Here is an 18303-nt window from a genome sequence, read left to right on the forward strand (position 1 = left end):
CCGGGTCAATCGCGGGTGCCGGCGCACAGCACCTCGGCGCAGGCGACGATTTCGCCGTCCACCTTGGCCTCGCCGTAGTACACCGCCATGTTGCGGATCACGCGCTTGACCTGCACGTGCAGCTCCAGCACGTCGCCCGGCACCACCTGCTTGCTGAAGCGGGCGTTGTCGACCTTGACCATGTAGAACAGCTTGGACTGCGCGTCGCGGCCCAGCGAAAGCTGGGTGAGCACGCCGCCGGCCTGGGCCAGCGCCTCGATGATCAGCACCCCGGGCATGATCGGCTGGGAGGGGAAGTGCCCCTGGAAGAACGGCTCGTTGATGGACACGTTCTTGTGCGCGACGATGCGTTTGCCCTCGACATCGAGCTCGACCACCTTGTCCACCAGCAGGAACGGGTAGCGGTGGGGGATCAGCGCCTGGATGGTGCGGACGTCGATGGGCAGCTGCAGGCTTGCGTTCATTCCTTCTCCTTGCTCACAGCCAGGATGCGCCTTGCCAGGCTGTCCAGCTGCTTGAAGCGCGCGGCGTTCTTGCGCCACGTGCGGTTGTCGGTCAACGGGGTGCCGGACGAATACTCGCCCGGCTCATGGATGGAGTTGCGGACCACCGAGCGGCCGGTGATCACGACCTTGTCGCAGATTTCCAGGTGGCCGACCACGCCGACCGCACCGCCGAGCAGGCAGTAGCGGCCGATCTTGGCGCTGCCGGCGATGCCGGTGCTGCCGGCGATGGCCGAATGCGCGCCGATCTGCACGTTGTGCGCGATCTGCACCAGGTTGTCCAGGCGTACGTCTTCTTCCAGCACGGTGTCTTCCAGCGCACCGCGGTCGACGCAGGTGTTGGCGCCGATCTCGCAGTCGTCGCCGATGCGCACGCCGCCCAGCTGCGGCACCTTGATCCAGCGGCCGCCGTCCATCGCCAGGCCGAAGCCGTCGGCGCCGAGTACCGCGCCGGGATGGATGCGCACGCGCTTGCCCAGCTTGACGCGGGTGACCAGGGTGACGCGGGCGATCAGCTCGCAGCCGGTGTCCAGGCTGCAGTCCTCGCCGATCACGCTGCCGGGGCCGACGATGCAGTTGTCGCCGACCACGCTGCGGGCACCGATGGTGACGAACGGGCCGATGTGGGCGCTCGCCGAGACCGTGGCTTCCGGGTCGATGCAGGCGCTGGGATGGATGCCCGGGGCGCGCGCCGGCGCCACGTCGAACAGCGCGGCGATCTTGGCGAACGTGGTGTAGGGATCCTTGGCGACCAGCGCGGTGCCGGGCGCGGCCTCGGCATCGTCGGCGCGCAGCACCACGATCGAGGCGCGGCTGTCGGCCAGCTGCGGGCGATAGCGCGGATTGGCGAGGAAGGTGAGCTGGCCGGAGCCGGCGTGGGCGAGGGTGGCGACGCCGTGGATGGCGGTGCCGGGAGCGCCGTGCACCTGCAATCCGAAGCGGTCGGCCAGTTCCTGGGCGGTATAAGTCGGAGTATTCACGCCGGGAGTTTACCGTCTGGCGGTGGCGCGGTCATGCGGCATGCGTGCGAGCAAGCCCTGCACGCGCGCCGGCGTCGGCCACGGCGCTGGAATCGTTCTGGAGGAGAGCCCCCTTGGTAAGGGGGCGCGCCGAAGGCGGGGGGATCGGAAGGCAGGAGCGCGGCCCCTGGTTTCGCATGGCGAAACCAGGGGTGCCCAAGGCTTTGCCTTGGGCGTGCGGGCAGTTCGTCAGAACTGCCCGCCAAAGGTGAACTGCAACCGCTCGATCTCGTCGCCGTCTTCCTTCTTCAACGGGAACGCATAGCTGATCGAGATCGGGCCGACCGGGGCACGCCACAGCAGGGCCACGCCGGCCGAGGCGCGCAGTTCGTTGGCCTTGAAGTTGTCGGTGCCGTTGTAGACGTTGCCGACGTCGATGAAGGCCGATACGCGTGCCGACGGGCTGTCGAACAGCTTCGGGAAGTAGGCTTCGATCGAACCCACGGTCTTCAGCGAACCGCCCAGCGGCTGGCCGTTGACGTAGCCGCCGATGGCTTCCGAGCGCGGGCCCAGGGTGTTGTCCTCGAAGCCGCGCACCGAGTTGGTGCCGCCGGCGTAGAAGTTCTCGAAGAACGGCAGGCCGGACGCCTTCACCTGGCGGTGGTTGGCGGTCGGATTGGTCGCGCAGTCCACCACTTCGGTGGTCGCGTAAGACGTATCGGTGGCCGGGACATCGACCCAGCAGATGTCGCGGACCTTGTCGCTGCCGTAGGAATCGCCATACCCCAGCTCGACGCGGGTATTGATCACCAGCGACGGCATGATCGGCCAGTACTTGGAGATCTGGTAATTGAGCTTGTAGTACTCGACCGTGGAGCCGGGCAGGGCGACTTCCAGGCCCACGCGCTGGTAGGTGCCGCGGGTGGGCATGAAGTAGTCGTTGCGGGTATCGCGCGCCCAGCCCAGCTCGGTGCGCCAGGAATGGAAGGTGCGCTGGCCGACGGCATCGATGTAGTCGATGATCGCCTGCGGGGTGTAGCCGCGGTAGGTGGTGATCTGGTTGCTGTCGATGCCGAACATCACCGAGACGGTGTCGTTCTCGGTGATCGGCACGCCGAACACCATCTGCGCGGCACCGTTGGTGCTGTTGTACTGGGCGGTGTTGAAGTCCGAGTAGTCCAGTTCGCGCCAGGACAGGTTGTAGCCCAGCGACACGCCGTCGTCGGTGAAGTACGGGTTCATGTAGGAGAAGCCGTAGCGCTGCAGGTAGCTGCTGCGCGAGGCCTCCACCGACACCCGGTTGCCGCCGCCGAGGAAGTTGTTCTGCGACAGCTGCACCGAGGTGGTCATGCCGTAGGACTGCGAGTAGCCCAGGCCGAACACGAAGCTGCCCGAAGTGGTTTCCTTGACGTTGTAGACCACGTCCACCTGGTCGTTGCTGCCGGTGACGGCGGGGGTTTCCACGTCCACCGACTCGAAGTAGCCCAGGCGCTGCAGGCGGATCTTGGAGCGATCGATCGCCGCCTGCGAATACCAGCTGTTCTCGAACTGGCGCATCTCGCGGCGCAGCACCTCGTCGGAGGTGCGGGTGTTGCCCTGGAAGACGATGCGGCGCACGGCCACGCGCGGGCCCGGCACCACCTGCATGTTGATCGCGACCGTGCGCTCCTCGCGGTTGCTGGTCGGGATCGGGTTGACCTTGGCGAAGGCGTAGCCGATGTTGGACAGGCTGTTGGTGATGGCGTCGGCGCTGAATTCCAGCAGCGCGCGCGAGAAGGTGTCGCCGGCCTTCTGGAACACCATCCGCTCCACGTCCTCCTGCGGCAGCACGGTATCGCCGGTGACCTTGATCTCGGAGATCGTGTACTGCTCGCCTTCGGTGACGCCGGCGGTGATGAACATGTCGCGCTTGTCGGGGCTGATCGACACCTGGGTGGAGTCGATGCTGAAGTCCACGTAGCCGCGGTCCAGGTACCAGGAGTTGAGCTTCTCCAGGTCGCCGGACATCTTTTCCTTGGAGTACTGGTCGTCGCGGCGGTACCACGAGGCCCAGTTGTGTTCCTTCGATTCCCAGATGTCGAGGATGTCCTCGGCCGGGAATTTCTCGGTGCCCACCAGGTTGATGTGGCGGATCTTGGCCGCCTTGCCTTCCTTGATCGCGATGGCGATGTCCACGCGGTTGCGGTCCAGCGGGCTGACGGTCGGGGTGATCTCCACGGTGTACTTGCCGCGGTCGTTGTACTGGCGGCGCAGTTCCTGGGTCACGCGGTCCAGGCTCAGGCGGTCGAAGGTGCCGCCCTCGCTCAGGCCGATGTCGCTCAGGCCCTTGAGCAGCTGCTCGCTCTTGATGTCCTTGTTGCCGGTGACGGTGAGCTTGTTGATCGCCGGGCGCTCCTTGACCGTCACCACCAGGATGTCGCCCTGGCGGTCGAGCTGCACGTCCTCGAAGAAGCCGGTCCGGTACAGGGCGCGGATGGTGTCGCCGGCCTTGCCGTCGTCGACCGTGTCGCCGCGTTCCACCGGCAGGTAGGTGAATACGGTGCCGGAGGAGATGCGCTGCAGGCCGTCGACGCGGATGTCGCTGACGGTGAACGGCTCGGCCGCCTGCGCCAGGGCAGGGGCGCCGAGGCCGGCAGCGAGGGCAAGGGCTAGCAGGCGGCGATTGGGAAGTCGCGTCATGTCACGTCCGGTTGGAGTCGATTTCGATAGTGCGTGGATGCCGGCGTATGACGACGACAGCATGGAAAAGTTCATCGCGGGATCAGGCCGAGGAAGTCGTTGTAGAACGCCAACCCCATCAGCCCGGCCAGCAGCGCCAGGCCGATGTACTGGCCGGCGATGACGGCCCGCTCGCTGAGCGGGCTGCCCTTGACCAACTCGATAAGGTAATACAGCAGGTGTCCGCCGTCCAAGATCGGGATCGGCAGCAGGTTGATGATGCACAGGCTCAGCGACAGCAGCGCCAGGAAGTAGAGGAACCAGTCCGGTCCGCGCTGGGCCGAGGCGTTGGCGACCCGGGCGATGGTGACCGGGCCGGAAATGTTCTGCACCGAGGCGTGGCCGGTCAGCATCCGCCGCATCATGCCCAGCGAGTCGCGGGCCAGCTTGCCGGTTTCCTTGATCGCTGCCGGCACTGCCGCGAATGGGCCGTACTGCCGGCGGGCGTCGTAGGGCGGCATCTGCCCGGTGACGAAATTGATGCCGAGCAGCCAGCGCTGCTCGGCGGCGGCGTCCGGATCGGCGCGGAGGACGATTTCCAGCGCCAGCCGCTCGCCATCGCGCTCGACCTCGATCATGCCGGTGCCGCCGCGCTCGCCCAACTGCTGGATCTGCGCCGGGACCTGGTCGGCGCCATCCACCTGGCGGCCATCGATGGCGAGGATGCGGTCGCCGGGCTGCAGCACGCCGGCTGCGGGCGATTGCGGCCGGACCTTCTCGACCAGCGCCGGCTGCAGCCAGAACTGCCAGCGGATGCCGGCCAGCACCGGCACCTGGCGCTCGTCGAAGCCGGCGGGCAGCTGCGACAGCGGCAGGATGCGGGTGCGCAGCTGGTCGTTGGCGTCGAGGACCTCGACGCGGGCGTCGAGGCGGTCCATCGCCGTGGTGGTCAGCGCCATGCTGGCCTCGGCCCAGGTCGAGACTTCGCGCTCGCCGACCTTCAGCACGCGGTCGCCCGCGGCGAAGCCGGCGCTGGCGGCCATGTCCGCGGTACGGCCGATGGTGGCCGAGTAGTCCTGCTTGCCGATCACGAACATCGCCCACAACAGCGCCAGGCACAGCACCAGGTTGGCGGCCGGGCCGGCGGCGACGATGGCGATGCGCTGCCATACGGTCTTGTGGTTGAACGCGTGCGCGCGCTCGGCCGGGTGCACGTCGCCCTCGCGCTCGTCGAGCATCTTCACGTAGCCGCCCAGCGGGATCGCGGCGATGGCGAATTCGGTCCCGGCGCGGTTGCGGCGCGACCACAGCGGGCGACCGAAGCCGACCGAGAAGCGCAGCACCTTCACCCCGCAGCGTCGCGCCACCCAGTAATGGCCGAACTCGTGGAACGTCACCAGCACGCCCAGGCTGACGATCATCCACCAGACGGATCCGATGAAGTCACCCATGTATGCGGCTCGGTTGAGGGACGGGGTCAGGCATGCGGGGATCGGGCGATGGCGGTCTCGGTGATCTGACGTGATTGCGTATCCGCCGCCAGCAGGGCATCCAGTGTATCGGCAGCCGCTCCGGGCAGGGAGGCCAGGGCGTGTTCGACCAGCGCAGGGATCGACAGGAAACCGATGCGGCCCTGAAGAAAGGCTGAAACGGCCACTTCGTTGGCGGCGTTCAGGATGGCCGGGGCGCTGCCGCCGGCCTCCATCGCGCGCCAGGCCAGTTGCAGGCAGGGGAAGGCGTCGTGGTCGGGGGCCTCGAAGTCCAGTCGTCCCTGGGTGAGCAGGTCCAGTCCGGAAACGCCGGATTCGATCCGCCGCGGCCAGCCCAGGCCCACCGCCAGGGTGGTGCGCATGTCCGGCAGGCCCAGCTGGGCCAGGGTGGAACCGTCGATGAACTCCACCAGCGAGTGCACCAGGCTCTGCGGGTGCACCGCCACCTCGATGCGCTGGCCGGGGACGCCGAACAGGTGGTGGGCCTCGATCACCTCCAGCCCCTTGTTCATCAGCGTGGCCGAATCGACCGAGATCTTCGGCCCCATCGACCACTTCGGGTGCGCCACCGCCTGCGCCGGAGTCACCGCGGCCAGTTCGGCGCGGCTGCGGCCGCGGAACGGGCCGCCGGAGGCGGTGAGGATGATGCGGCGGACGCCGGCACCGTCCACGCTGGCGTCGCGCGAGCGCAGGCACTGGAAGATCGCGTTGTGCTCGCTGTCGATCGGGATGATCTCGGCGCCGGCGGTGGCCGCCTCGCGGGTCAGCAGCTCGCCGGCCAACACCAGCGATTCCTTGTTGGCCAGCAGCAGGCGCTTGCCGGCACGGGCGGCGGCCAGGGTCGAGGACAGCCCGGCGGCGCCGACGATGGCGGCCACCACGGTGTCGCACTGGTCGCTGCCGGCCAGCGCATCGATGGCGGCGGCGCCGGCATGGGCCTCGGTGGCCAGCCCGGCGTCACGCAGGCCGTCGCGCAGTGCGGCGAACAGTGCCGGGTCGGCGATCGCCGCATGCGCCGGCCGGTGGCGCACGCACAGCGCCAGCAGCCCGGCCACGTCGCGCCCGGCCGCCAGCACGCTGGCGTGCAGCTGTTCGGGATGGCGGGCGATCACGTCCAGCGCCGAGGCGCCGATCGAGCCGGTGGCACCGAAGACCGCGATCCGACGCGGGGAAGACAGGACGGACATGGTCAGAAACCGAAGATTTCCTTGCCCAGCGCGAACACCGGCAAGGCCGCCAGCACGCCGTCGATGCGGTCGAGCACGCCGCCGTGGCCGGGAATCACGTTGCCCGAGTCCTTGGCGCCGGCATGGCGCTTGAGCAGGCTTTCGAACAGGTCGCCGAGCACCGAGGCCAGCACCGCGACGGCGGCCACCAGCAGCAGCCAGCCCACGTGCGCGCCGTCGACGCCGGCGTACCCGCCGAACAGCAGGGCCGCCAGCAGGCCGGCCAGCAGGCCGCCGAGCAGGCCTTCGATGGTCTTGTTGGGGCTGATCCGCGGTGCGAGCTTGTGCTTGCCGAAGCTGCGGCCTGCGAAATAGGCGCCGGAGTCGGCGGCCCAGACGATGGCCAGCGCCGCCAGCAGCCAGCGGTGGCCGTTGTCCCCGCCGGCGTGGATCAGTACCAGCGCCGCCCAGGCCGGGACGATGGCCAGGGTGCCGGCGGCCAGCTTGAGCACCCGCGCAGGGCTGCCCGGACTGGCGCCGAAATTGAAGAAGCGCAGCCACAGCAGCCCCAGCAGCCAGGCGGCGACGCCGATCAGCGTGGTCAGCTGGAACAGCACCAGGGTGCCGGCCGAGGCCCAGACCAGCAGCACCATCAGCACCAGGTTCAGCGCCAGCAGGATGGTGCGCGGCAGGCCTTCCACGTCGGACAGCTTCAGCCATTCCCACAGGCCGGTGAGGAACACCAGCGCGGCGAGGGCGGCCAGCCATTGCGTGGGCAGCAGCAGGATGGCGCAGATGGCCGCCGGGGCCATGATCAGCGCGGCGATGACTCGGGTCTTGGTCATGGGGATGGGGTCTCGGCCGCGGTGGCGGCGATCTGGGCGCTGGTCAGGCCGAAGCGGCGTTCGCGCCGTGCATAGTCGTCCAGCGCCTGTTGCAGCACGTTGGCGTCGAATTCCGGCCACAGGATCTCGGTGAACCAGAGTTCGGTGTAGGCCAGCTGCCAGAGCAGGAAGTTGCTGATGCGGGTGTCGCCGCCGGTGCGGATGAACAGGTCCGGCGCCGGCAGGTCGGCCAGCGCGACGCGGCTGGCGATCATCGCCTCGTCGATCGCTTCCGGCTGCAGGCGGCCGGCGGCGACTTCCTGCGCCAGCTCGCGCGCGGCGCGGGCGATGTCCTGGCGGCCGCCATAGCTGGCGGCGATGCTCAGGGTCATCGTGGCGTTGTGCGCGGTGCGCTGCTCGGCCAGCTGCATGCGGCTGACGATGCCGGCGCCGAAACGTTCGCGTTCGCCGATGAAGCGCACGCGCACGCCGCGGCGATGCAGCTCGTCGACCTCGCGGTCGAGCGCATTGAGGAACAGCTTCATCAGCGCATCGACCTCCTCCTGCGGACGCCCCCAGTTCTCGCTGGAGAACGCGAACAGGGTCAGCGCGGCGATGCCGCGCTCCAGGCAGAAGTCGATGGTGCGGTTGACTGCGCGCGCACCGGCCCGGTGGCCGATGATGCGTGGCCGCCGCCGCCGCTGTGCCCAGCGCCCGTTGCCATCCATGATGATGGCGACATGGCGCGGCAGGGCCGGGGCAGGGCCGCTGGACATGGCCGATGGCACCGGCTCAGACCGCCATCAATTCCTGTTCCTTCGACTTGACCACCTCGTCGACGTCCTTGATCGCCTTGTCGGTCAGCTTCTGGATGTCGTCTTCGCCGCGGCGCACCTCGTCCTCGGTGATGCTCTTGTCCTTGAGCAGCTTCTGCACTTCCTGGTTGGCGTCGCGGCGGACGTTGCGGATGGCGACCTTGGCGTCCTCGCCTTCCTTGTGCACCGACTTGGCCAGCTCCTTGCGGCGCTCCTCGGTGAGCGGCGGCAGGTTGAGGCGGATCACCGTGCCCATTACCGTCGGGGTGATGCCGATGTCGGAGGCGTAGATGGCCTTCTCGACTTCCTTGATCATGCCCTTATCGAACAGCGTGATGACCAGCGAGCGGCCTTCGGACACGCTGATGCTCGCCACCTGGTTCAGCGGCGTGTCGGTGCCGTAGGCCTTGACCTTGATGCCGTCCAGCAGCGCCGGCGAGGCGCGGCCGGTACGGATCGTGGTGAGGGTGTGGCGCAGGGCATCGATGCTCTTGGCCATGCGCGTCTGCGCGTCTTGCTTGATGTCGTTGATCATCGCCGGAATCCTGGGTGTATCTGGAATCGGTCGATTATAGGCGAATACGCGCAACCGCCGGACCGGGACAGGGGGCCGTCAGTGGCCGTCGCGGCCCTGCACCAGGGTGCCGATGTTCTCGCCGTGAAGGATCTTCAGCAGCTCGCCGGGCTGGCCCATATCGAACACGCGCAGCGGCAGGTCGCTGTCGCGCGCCAGGGCGAAGGCGGCGGTGTCCATCACTTCCAGGCCGCGGCTGATGACTTCGTCGTAGGTGAGGGTGTCGAAGCGGACCGCATCGGCGTGCTTGTTCGGGTCCTTGTCGTAGACGCCGTCGACCTTGGTGGCCTTGAGCAGCAGGTCGGCGCCGATCTCGATGGCGCGCAGCGCGGCGCCCGAGTCGGTGGTGAAGAACGGGCTGCCGACGCCGGCGGCGAAGATCACCAGCCGGCCCTTCTCCAGGTGGCGGATGGCGCGGCGGCGGATGTAGTCCTCGCACACGTCGTTGATCTTGATCGCGCTCATCACCCGGGCCTTGGCGCCGAGCTTTTCCAGCGCGTCCTGCATGGCCAGGGCGTTGATCACCGTGGCCAGCATGCCCATCTGGTCGCCGGTGACCCGGTCCATGCCGCCGGCGGCCAGGCCGGCGCCGCGGAAGATGTTGCCGCCGCCGATCACCAGCGCCACCTCGGCGCCGGCCTGCTGGGCCTCGATCACTTCACGGGCCAGGCGGTTGATGACCTTGGGGTCGATGCCATAGTCCTCGTCTCCCATCAGCGCCTCCCCGGAAAGTTTCAGAAGGATGCGGCGATAGGTGAGCTTGGACATGGCGGCCTCTGGGTGCGTGGAAAACGCGGGAATTCTAGCGGAAGGCGGTGTCGGCGAGCAGAAAATCTGCTGCATTGCAGCGTCGGCGCCGCGCGTGCCGCAGCCGCGGTTCAGCCTGGCCGGCCCGGTTCAGCACTGGGTCGGCTCGCGCTGCGGCGCGCGCGCGATCACGCGGTTGCGGCCCAGGCTCTTGGAGCGGTACAGCACGTCGTCGGCGGCCTTGAGCAGTTCCTGCACGTCGGCGAAGCGTTCGTAGCCGCCATGCGCGGCCACGCCGGCGGAGAAGGTCACGTGCAGCCGGTTGCCGTCCACCTCGGCCATCGGCGTGGCGGAAATGGTGGCCAGCAGCCGCCGGATCACCTCCAACGCCACCGCCTCGGGGGTGTTGGGGAACAGGACGATGAACTCCTCGCCGCCGAAGCGGGCCACCGTGTCGGTGCCGCGCAGCAGCTCCTGCAGCTTGCCGGCGAACGCGCGCAGCACCTGGTCGCCGATCAGGTGGCCGTGGATGTCGTTGATCTTCTTGAAGTCGTCCAGGTCGATGAAGGCCACCGACAGCGGCCAGTCGTGGCGGGTGGCGCGGGAGAACTCCTGCTCCAGCACCGCTTCGAGCTGGCGCCGGTTGAGCACGCCGGTGAGGGCGTCGCGGTGGGCCAGTTCGGCCAGGCGGTTGGCGCGGGATTCGGATTCGTCCGCGCGCTGGTGCGCCAGCGCGGCATCCTGCTGTTCGCGCAGGTTGCGCAGCGTGGCCAGCTCGCGGGCATGCTCGATCAGGTCCGTCACCCGTGCCGGGGAGAGGATCTGCACCTCGAACAATGCGCCGATATCGGGCAGAAGTTCGCCGATCTGCGCCAGAACCTGGTCGAACTGCGTGCTGTCCAGCTGCAGCCGGGCATGCACCTGCTGCAGCGCCTGCTCGCGGGCGGCGTCGGTGTCGTCGGCCAGCCAGATGTCGGCCACGCAGCCGGACAGGGCGACGCAGGCCTGGAACGGCTCCTGCGGTGCGGCCGGCGGTTCGCTGGCGGCGATGGCTTCCACCAGGTAGTGCGGCAGGTTCCACTCGCGGGCCACGGCGGCGCCGGCATCGGCGTGGGTGATTCCCAGGTAGCGCTGCTCCAGTGCCAGCAGGGCGGGGTTGGAGTCGGCCTGCCGCAGCAGCGAGGGGTAGGCGTCGGGCTGGGCCTGGATCAGCGCCAGGATGCCGATGTCCTGCAGCAGGCCGGCCAGCATCAGTTCCTCGGCCTTGCGCACTCCGCTGGCCTGGCCCAGCAGGCGTGCGGACAGCGCGGCGAGCACGCTGCGGTGCCAGATCCGGCCGGACATGTCCGCGGCCCGGCCGTCGCCCTGGCCCTGCAGTCCCTGTGCGATGGAGAAACCCAGCGCCAGCTGCAGCGTCGCGTTCAGGCCGAGCATGGTCAGCGCCTGGCCGAGGTTGTTGATCCGCCTGCGGCTGGCGTACAGCGGCGAGTTGGCGATCCGCAGCATGCGCGCGCTCAGGGCCATGTCCATGGCGATCACCTCGGCGGCGGTGGCGAGGTCGGCTTCCGGGTCCTGCGCCAGCTCGATCACGCGCAGGGCGATGCCGGGGGGCGAAGGGAGGTTGCGGCACAGGGCCAGCGCATTGATCAACTCGGGAGACATGTCTGGGCTGCGGGTGTAATCCGAGCAAGGATACATCGACGTCACGGATTTGGTTTTCGCCGCTTGCGCATGTTCGTGAAATCGGCTTGTGCGGATGGGCGGGTTCCGCCCTTCTCCCGTCTCGCGGGAGTGTCCCGTCCCTGCCCGGAGAGCTCGCGGCCGACGTCCAGCGTCTTCCTGCCTTTTGGCAGGAGTGACGTCAGTCGCGACAGGGGCGCCCCGGGGCGGGCGAACCCCAAAAAAAGAAGCCGCGGATGTCCGCGGCTTCTTCGTGTCCTGCCGATGGCGAGGATCAGACCTGCATGGCCTTGGCCACTTCGGCGGCGTAGTCCTCGACCACCTTCTCGATGCCTTCGCCCACGGCCAGGCGCTGGAAGCCGACCACGTCGGCGCCGGCGGCCTTGACCACCTGCTCGACGCTCTGGTTGGTGTCCAGCACGTACGGCTGGCCGTACAGGGTCACTTCGTTGACGATCTTGGCGATCTTGCCGCTGATGATCTTCTCCAGGATGTCGGCCGGCTTGGCCTTGTCCTTCTCGGACATCTTGGCCAGCTCGATTTCCTTTTCCTTGGCCACGAACTCGGCCGGCACGTCGGCGGCCTTGTTGTGCGGCGGGTTCATCGCGGCCACGTGCATGGCCAGGCCGCGGGCCAGCTCTTCGTTGCCGCCGGCCAGTTCGACCAGCACGCCGATGCGGCCGCCGTGCACGTAGGCGGCGACGTTGTTGGTGGTGTCCAGGCGGACCAGGCGACGGATCTGGATGTTCTCGCCGAGCTTGGCGATCGCCGCGGCGCGGGCTTCCTCGACGGTCTCGCCGGTCGGCAGCTTGGCGGACTTCAGCGCCTCGACGTCGGCGGCGCCGGCGGCCAGGGCGGCCTGGGCGACGGTGTCGGTGAACTTCAGGAAGTTCTCGTCCTTGGCGACGAAGTCGGTCTCGGAGTTGATCTCGACCAGCACGGCCTTGCCGCCGTCCTGGGCGGCCGCGATGCGGCCTTCGGCGGTCACGCGGTCAGCCTTCTTGTCGGCCTTGGCCAGGCCCGACTTGCGCAGCCACTCGGCGGCGGCGTCGATGTTGCCGGCGTTCTCGGTCAGCGCCTTCTTGCACTCCATCATGCCGGCGCCGGTGCGCTCGCGCAGTTCCTTGACCAGGGAAGCAGTGATTTCCATGGAATTACCTCACGAATAGAAAGGGATAGGCCGGCAATGGTTGCCGGCCGTTGTTACGTGGCCCTGTCAGCGGCAGGCGCCCTCGGGGCGCTGGCGCAGGGGAGTGGGCGCGGCAGGCGCGCCCACGAGGCCGGGTCAGGCCGAGGCTTCGTCGCCCTTCTTGGCGCCCTTCTTGGCCGGGGCGCGACGGGCCGGCTTGGCTTCGTCGCCGGCAGCGGCGTCGGCGAACTCTTCCTCGCGCACGGCGGCGGAGTTCGGGGCGGCGGCCTTGCCTTCCAGCACGGCGTCGGCGGCGGCGCGGGCGTACAGCTGCACGGCGCGGATGGCGTCGTCGTTGCCCGGGATGGCGTAATCGACCAGGTTGGGGTCGTAGTTGGTGTCGACCACCGCGATCACCGGGATGCCGAGCTTCTTGGCTTCCTTGATGGCGATGTCTTCATGGCCGATGTCGATGACGAAGATGGCGTCGGGCAGGCGGTTCATCTCCTTGATGCCGCCCAGCGAGGCTTCCAGCTTGTCGCGCTCGCGGCGCAGGCCCAGCACTTCGTGCTTGACCAGGCGGTCGAAGCTGCCGTCGGTCTCGCCGGCTTCCAGCTCCTTCAGGCGCGCCACCGACTGCTTCACGGTGCGGAAGTTGGTCAGGGTGCCGCCCAGCCAACGCTGGTTCATGAACGGCATGCCGCAACGCTCGGCTTCTTCCTTGATCGCTTCGCGGGCGCTGCGCTTGGTGCCCAGGAACAGGATGGTGCCGCGCTTCTGGGCGACGCTGGAAATGAAGTTCATCGCGTCGTTGAACAGCGGAACGGTCTTTTCCAGGTTGATGATGTGGATCTTGCCGCGGGCGCCGAAGATGTACGGGCCCATCTTGGGGTTCCAGTAGCGGGTCTGGTGGCCGAAGTGGACGCCGGCTTCCAGCATCTGACGCATGGTGACCTGGGGCATTGCAATACTCCTGATGGGGAACCGGCCGCCACGGACAAGGGATGGGCGGTCCGCCGCGAGGCGGGTGGTTCCGGGGTTGGGCTTCCCCGACGCTTCCGTGGCCGAACCCCTTGAGGGGCACCCCGGCACGGATATGGGCGGCAGGTGTGGATTCACCGGTGACGTCCGGCGTTGACGGCCTGTACCCGGCAGGGCGGGACAGCAAGCCGCGGAATTATAGGGGGCTGGCCTGTCCGGCGCAAATGGCCGGCCTGGAAGCCTTTGCCGGCGGTGGACGCGGCGCGTTCAGGCAGGGGCCTGATGGGTGATAATGGCCGCCATGAGCGTGAATCTTAAAACCCCGCAGGAAATCGAACTGATGCGCGTGGCCGGCCGCCTGGCCGCCGAGGTGCTCGATGTCGTCGCACCGCATGTGAAGCCGGGCGTGACCACCGAGGAACTGGACCGCATCTGCCACGACCACATCATCAACGTGCAGAAGGCCGTCCCGGCCAACGTCGGCTACCGGGGATTCCCCAAGACGGTGTGCACCTCGGTCAACAACGTCATCTGCCACGGCATCCCCAGCGAGGCCAAGGTGCTGAAGGACGGCGACATCGTCAACATCGACGTCACCGTGATCAAGGACGGCTGGCACGGCGATACCAGCCGCATGTACTACGTCGGCACCCCGTCGGTGATGGCCAAGCGCCTGGTCGAGACCACCTACGAAGCCATGTGGCGCGGCATCCGCGCGGTGAAGCCGGGGGCGACCCTGGGCGACATCGGCCATGCGATCCAGCAGTACGCCGAGGCCGAGCGCTTCTCGGTGGTGCGCGAGTACTGCGGCCACGGCATCGGCACGGTCTACCACGACGAGCCGCAGGTGCTGCATTACGGGCGCCCGGGGCAGGGACTGGTGCTCAAGCCGGGCATGACCTTCACCATCGAGCCGATGATCAACGAAGGCACCCGCTATACCCGGGTGCTGCCCGACGGCTGGACCGTGGTCACCAAGGACCGCAAGCTCTCGGCGCAGTGGGAGCACATGATCGCCGTCACCGAGGACGGCGTGGATGTGCTGACCCTGGCGCCGGGCGAAACGATGCCCCAGGCATGAGCATGCTGCCGGCGAGCCCGATTCCGGACACGCCGGCCGATTCCGCCGGCGACGGCGACTGGGCCGCGGCCGCGCGCCAGGCGCTGGCGCAGGCCGATGTGCGCCTGTACCGGCGCTTCGACCAGGGCGACAACATCGAGCGGCTGCTGGCGCTGCGCGCGCGCGCGGCCGACCACCTGATCCGGCTGGCGTGGCAGCGCTGCATCCCTCCCGGGGCCGGGCTGGCGCTGTTCGCGGTGGGCGGCTACGGCCGCGGCGAACTGTTCCCGCGCTCGGACATCGACCTGCTGGTGCTGGCCGACGGCCCGGACCTGCAGCAGCACGAGGAACCGCTGTCGCGCCTGTTCGCGCTGCTGTGGCATGCCGGGCTGCCGGCCAGCCACGCGGTGCGTTCGCCGGCGCAGTGCACCGAGGCCGCGACCGACCAGAGCGTGCTCACCGCGTTGATCGAGGCCCGCGCGCTGTGCGCCGATGGCGCCGCGCAGAAGGCGCTGGCGCAGGCGATCGTGCCGGGGCGGATCTGGCCGGCGCGCGACTTCTTCCTGGCCAAGCGCGAGGAGCTGCTGGCACGGCACCGGCGCTTCGGCGACACCGCCGACAACCTGGAGCCGGACATCAAGGACGGCCCGGGCGGCCTGCGCGATCTCAACACCCTGGGCTGGATGGCGTTGCGCGCGTTCGGCGTGCGCGACCTGGAAGCGCTGGTCGGGCTGGGCCACCTCGGCATCGACGAGGCCGCGGCGCTGGAGCGCGAACGGCGGCAGCTGGCGCGGCTGCGCTTCGGCCTGCACCTGGTGGCGGGGCGGCCGGAAGAACGGCTGCGTTTCGACTACCAGAAGACGCTGGCGCAACGGCTGGGCTTCGAGGACGACGCCGAGAGCCTGGCGGTCGAGAAGATGATGCAGGGCTTCTACCGCAGCGCCGCGGTGGTGCGGCGGATCAGCGACCGCCTGCTGCAGCGCTTCGAGGAGCAGTTCGACGGCGAGGTGGTGCCGGTGCCGCTAGGCGGCGGGTTCTCGCTGCGGCGCGGCTATCTGGCCGCCGACGACCCGCAGTGGCCGCACGGCGACATGGCGCAGTTGCTGGAACTGTTCGCCTGCTGGGCGGCGACCGCGGACGTGCGCGGCCTGCATTCGCTGACCGCGCGCGCGGTGGCCGAAATGCTGGACGAGATTCCCGCCTACACGGCGGTGGAGCAGCCGGTGCGCGACCGCTTCATGGCGCTGATGCGCGGCCCCGGCGGGGTCGACTCGCTGGCGCGCATGGCGCGGCTGGGCGTGCTGGGGCAGTGGATCCCGGCGTTCGCGCAGGTGTCCGGGCGCATGCAGTTCGACCTGTTCCACGTCTACACCGTCGATCAGCACACGCTGATGGTGCTGCGGAACATCGGCATCTTCGCCGGCGCGCGCGTCGACGACCGCTTTTCCATCGCCCACGAAGTATGGCCGCGGCTGCGCAAGCCGGAGCTGCTGCTGCTGGCCGGCCTGTTCCACGACATCGCCAAGGGCCGCGGCGGCGACCATTCCGAACTCGGCGCGGTGGATGCGCGCGCGTTCTGCCAGGCGCACGGGCTGAGCGCGGCCGACACCGATCTGGTGGCGTGGCTGGTGGAGCAGCACCTGCGCATGTCGGTGACCGCGCAGAAGCAGGACATCGCCGACCCGGAGGTGATCCATGCCTTCGCCAGCCTGGTGGCTACCCGCGAGCGGCTGGACTACCTGTACCTGCTGACCTGCGCCGACATCGCCGGCACCAGCCCCAAGCTGTGGAACGCGTGGAAGGACCGGCTGCTGGCCGACCTGTACTTCGCCGCGCGGCGCGCGCTGCGCGAGGGCCTGGAGCATCCGATGCCGGAAGCGGAACGGGTGCAGGAGGCGCGCGACAGCGTGCGCGAACAGCTGCGGGCGCAGGGCTATGACGACGCCACCATCGACCGCCAGTTCGCGGCGATGCCCGACGAGGGCTTCATGCGCTTCCGTCCGGAGCAGCAGGCCTGGCAGGCGGCGGCGCTGGTCGAGGTGCAGGCCGGCGACACCCTGGTCAAGGTGCGGCGCATCACTCCCGACGGCGATGCGCTGGAAGTGTTCGTGCATTCGCCCGACCGCGACGGCCTGTTCGCCGCGATCGTGATGACGCTGGACCGCAAGGGCTACGGCATCCACCGCGCGCGCGTGCTCGACGGCCCCAACGGCACCATCTTCGACACCTTCGAGGTGACCCCGGCCGACGCCTTCGCCGACGGCGACACCGCGAAGCTGGAAGCGGCGCTGCGCGAGGCGCTGGCCGGCGACCTGGCGCGGCTGCGCCCGGCGCGGCGGGTGATGCCGCGGCAGCTGCGGCATTTCCGCTTCGCCCCGCGCATCGAATTCCTGGAAGTGGCCGGGCAGGGCCGCACCCTGCTGAACCTGGTGGCGCCGGATCGGCCCGGCCTGCTGGCGGATGTGGCGCAGGTGCTGCGCGGCCAGCGGCTGCGGGTGCAGGACGCGCGCATCGCCACCTTCGGCGAGCGCGCCGAGGACCAGTTCCAGCTCACCGACCAGCACGACAATCCCCTTACCGAAACTTCCCGGCAGGCGCTGCGCGAAGCGCTGTTGATCTGCCTGGAACCCGACAGAAAGAACGGAGACCCCCACTGATGGCGACCAAGCCAGCCCCGAAGAAGTCCGCCGCCCGCAAGCCCGTACCCGCCAAGGCGCCAGCGAAGACGGCCGCCGCGAAGAAGGTCGCACCGAAGAAGGCGGTGGCGAAGAAGGCAGTGGCGAAGAAGCTGCCGGAAAAGAAGCCGGCCCCGGTACGCGCCAGTGCCGAGACGATCGCCCGCAAGAGCCTGCGCAAGCCGCAGGCCGCCGGGGTGGAGGAACTGAAGTTCAGCATCGAGAGCGCGTTCGAGCGCCGCGCGATGCTGACCATGGACGAGGTGGAAGGCTCGACCAAGCTGCTGGTCAACCGTGTGATCGACGGGCTGGAGTCGGGCGAGTTCCGCGTCGCCGAGCCCGACGGCCACGGCGGCTGGAAGGTCAACGAGTGGCTGAAGAAGGCGGTGCTGCTGTACTTCCGGGTCAACGACATGGCGGTGGTGGACGGCCGCCCGGCGCCGTTCTGGGACAAGGTCGAGTCGCGTTTCGCCGGCTACGACGAAAGCCGCTTCCGCCAGGCCGGGGTGCGCGTGGTGCCCGGCGCCATCGCCCGCCGCGGCAGCTATTTCGGAAAGGACGTGGTGCTGATGCCCAGCTTCACCAACATCGGCGCCCATGTCGGCGAGGGCACCATGGTCGACACCTGGGCCACGGTCGGCTCGTGCGCGCAGATCGGCAAGCACTGCCACCTGTCCGGCGGCGCCGGCATCGGCGGCGTGCTGGAGCCGCTGCAGGCCAGCCCCACCATCATCGAGGACCACTGCTTCATCGGCGCGCGTTCGGAAGTGGTGGAGGGCGTCGTCGTCGGCCACCACAGCGTGATCGGCATGGGGGTGTTCCTCGGCCAGAGCACCCGCATCTACAACCGCGCCACCGGCGAGATCAGCTACGGCTACGTGCCGCCGTACAGCGTGGTGGTGTCCGGCCAGCTGCCGTCCAGGGACGGCACGCATTCGCTGTACTGCGCGGTGATCGTCAAGCAGGTGGACGCGAAGACCCGCAGCAAGACCAGCGTCAACGACCTGCTGCGCGGGCTGGCCGACTGACCGGGCACGAACGA

The 18303-nt window shown here is 68.8% G+C and carries 15 protein-coding genes; 3 read left to right on the forward strand and 12 right to left on the reverse strand.

The window, feature by feature from the left end; all coding sequences use genetic code 11:
* Positions 1-5: 5 nt before the first annotated feature.
* The 12 genes from fabZ to rpsB form a co-directional block, all read right to left on the reverse strand.
* Positions 6-464 (reverse strand): 3-hydroxyacyl-ACP dehydratase FabZ, encoded by a 459-nt coding sequence (gene fabZ, locus OK345_RS07395; protein WP_265127277.1) that lies wholly within the window; start codon positions 462-464, stop codon positions 6-8.
* Positions 461-1483, reverse strand: coding sequence for a UDP-3-O-(3-hydroxymyristoyl)glucosamine N-acyltransferase (gene lpxD / locus OK345_RS07400; RefSeq protein ID WP_265127278.1), 1023 nt, complete (start codon positions 1481-1483; stop codon positions 461-463). The genes fabZ and lpxD overlap by 4 nt, the downstream gene beginning before the upstream one ends.
* Before the next feature lie 228 nt (positions 1484-1711).
* Complete coding sequence (gene bamA, locus OK345_RS07405) at positions 1712-4141, reverse strand: outer membrane protein assembly factor BamA (RefSeq protein WP_265127279.1); 2430 nt, start codon at positions 4139-4141, stop codon at positions 1712-1714.
* Between the two features lie 71 nt (positions 4142-4212).
* A complete protein-coding gene (gene rseP, locus OK345_RS07410) occupies positions 4213-5571 on the reverse strand; it encodes an RIP metalloprotease RseP (RefSeq protein ID WP_265127280.1) in 1359 nt (452 codons plus the stop codon).
* A gap of 26 nt (positions 5572-5597) precedes the next feature.
* The gene (dxr, locus tag OK345_RS07415) at positions 5598-6797 is read right to left on the reverse strand and encodes a 1-deoxy-D-xylulose-5-phosphate reductoisomerase (RefSeq protein WP_265127281.1); all 1200 of its coding nucleotides are present in this window, start codon (positions 6795-6797) and stop codon (positions 5598-5600) included.
* Positions 6798-6799: 2 nt separating this feature from the next.
* A complete protein-coding gene (locus OK345_RS07420; RefSeq protein ID WP_265127282.1) occupies positions 6800-7621 on the reverse strand; it encodes a phosphatidate cytidylyltransferase in 822 nt (273 codons plus the stop codon).
* Complete coding sequence (gene uppS / locus OK345_RS07425; RefSeq protein WP_265127283.1) at positions 7618-8376, reverse strand: polyprenyl diphosphate synthase; 759 nt, start codon at positions 8374-8376, stop codon at positions 7618-7620. Before uppS ends, OK345_RS07420 begins: the two co-directional genes overlap by 4 nt.
* A gap of 16 nt (positions 8377-8392) precedes the next feature.
* Positions 8393-8950 (reverse strand): ribosome recycling factor, encoded by a 558-nt coding sequence (gene frr / locus OK345_RS07430; RefSeq protein WP_265127284.1) that lies wholly within the window; start codon positions 8948-8950, stop codon positions 8393-8395.
* A gap of 78 nt (positions 8951-9028) precedes the next feature.
* Positions 9029-9757 carry a UMP kinase gene (gene pyrH, locus OK345_RS07435; protein WP_265127285.1) on the reverse strand — a complete coding sequence of 243 codons (729 nt, stop codon included), beginning with the start codon at positions 9755-9757 and terminating at the stop codon, positions 9029-9031.
* A 129-nt stretch (positions 9758-9886) separates the two neighbouring features.
* On the reverse strand, positions 9887-11398 hold the full coding sequence (locus OK345_RS07440; RefSeq protein WP_265127286.1) for a GGDEF domain-containing protein: 1512 nt from the start codon (positions 11396-11398) through the stop codon (positions 9887-9889).
* A 292-nt stretch (positions 11399-11690) separates the two neighbouring features.
* Positions 11691-12566, reverse strand: a complete 876-nt coding sequence (gene tsf / locus OK345_RS07445) for a translation elongation factor Ts (protein WP_265127287.1) — start codon at positions 12564-12566, stop codon at positions 11691-11693.
* A 135-nt stretch (positions 12567-12701) separates the two neighbouring features.
* Positions 12702-13508, reverse strand: coding sequence for a 30S ribosomal protein S2 (rpsB, locus tag OK345_RS07450; RefSeq protein WP_265127288.1), 807 nt, complete (start codon positions 13506-13508; stop codon positions 12702-12704).
* 319 nt (positions 13509-13827) lie between these two features.
* On the opposite strand from rpsB, the gene map reads away from it, so the two are divergent.
* Genes map through dapD form a run of 3 tightly spaced genes read left to right on the forward strand, consistent with a single transcriptional unit; the run spans position 13828 to position 18289 of the window.
* Positions 13828-14607 (forward strand): type I methionyl aminopeptidase, encoded by a 780-nt coding sequence (map, locus tag OK345_RS07455; RefSeq protein WP_265127289.1) that lies wholly within the window; start codon positions 13828-13830, stop codon positions 14605-14607.
* A gap of 20 nt (positions 14608-14627) precedes the next feature.
* Complete coding sequence (locus OK345_RS07460; protein WP_425510957.1) at positions 14628-17243, forward strand: [protein-PII] uridylyltransferase; 2616 nt, start codon at positions 14628-14630, stop codon at positions 17241-17243.
* Complete coding sequence (gene dapD, locus OK345_RS07465) at positions 17243-18289, forward strand: 2,3,4,5-tetrahydropyridine-2,6-dicarboxylate N-succinyltransferase (protein WP_265127290.1); 1047 nt, start codon at positions 17243-17245, stop codon at positions 18287-18289. The genes OK345_RS07460 and dapD overlap by 1 nt, the downstream gene beginning before the upstream one ends.
* The last annotated feature ends 14 nt before the right edge of the window (positions 18290-18303 follow it).

The organism is Xanthomonas chitinilytica, assembly GCF_026107455.2.
Lineage (GTDB): Bacteria > Pseudomonadota > Gammaproteobacteria > Xanthomonadales > Xanthomonadaceae > Stenotrophomonas > Stenotrophomonas chitinilytica.

Coding starts and splice junctions, on each gene's coding strand:
- dapD (WP_265127290.1), top strand. CDS start 17,243: ATGGCGACCAAGCCAGCCCCGAAGAAGTCCGCCGCCCGCAAGCCCGTA.
- fabZ (WP_265127277.1), bottom strand. CDS start 464: ATGAACGCAAGCCTGCAGCTGCCCATCGACGTCCGCACCATCCAGGCG.
- frr (WP_265127284.1), bottom strand. CDS start 8,950: ATGATCAACGACATCAAGCAAGACGCGCAGACGCGCATGGCCAAGAGC.
- tsf (WP_265127287.1), bottom strand. CDS start 12,566: ATGGAAATCACTGCTTCCCTGGTCAAGGAACTGCGCGAGCGCACCGGC.
- rseP (WP_265127280.1), bottom strand. CDS start 5,571: ATGGGTGACTTCATCGGATCCGTCTGGTGGATGATCGTCAGCCTGGGC.
- OK345_RS07440 (WP_265127286.1), bottom strand. CDS start 11,398: ATGTCTCCCGAGTTGATCAATGCGCTGGCCCTGTGCCGCAACCTCCCT.
- dxr (WP_265127281.1), bottom strand. CDS start 6,797: ATGTCCGTCCTGTCTTCCCCGCGTCGGATCGCGGTCTTCGGTGCCACC.
- bamA (WP_265127279.1), bottom strand. CDS start 4,141: ATGACGCGACTTCCCAATCGCCGCCTGCTAGCCCTTGCCCTCGCTGCC.
- pyrH (WP_265127285.1), bottom strand. CDS start 9,757: ATGTCCAAGCTCACCTATCGCCGCATCCTTCTGAAACTTTCCGGGGAG.
- map (WP_265127289.1), top strand. CDS start 13,828: ATGAGCGTGAATCTTAAAACCCCGCAGGAAATCGAACTGATGCGCGTG.
- uppS (WP_265127283.1), bottom strand. CDS start 8,376: ATGTCCAGCGGCCCTGCCCCGGCCCTGCCGCGCCATGTCGCCATCATC.
- OK345_RS07420 (WP_265127282.1), bottom strand. CDS start 7,621: ATGACCAAGACCCGAGTCATCGCCGCGCTGATCATGGCCCCGGCGGCC.
- rpsB (WP_265127288.1), bottom strand. CDS start 13,508: ATGCCCCAGGTCACCATGCGTCAGATGCTGGAAGCCGGCGTCCACTTC.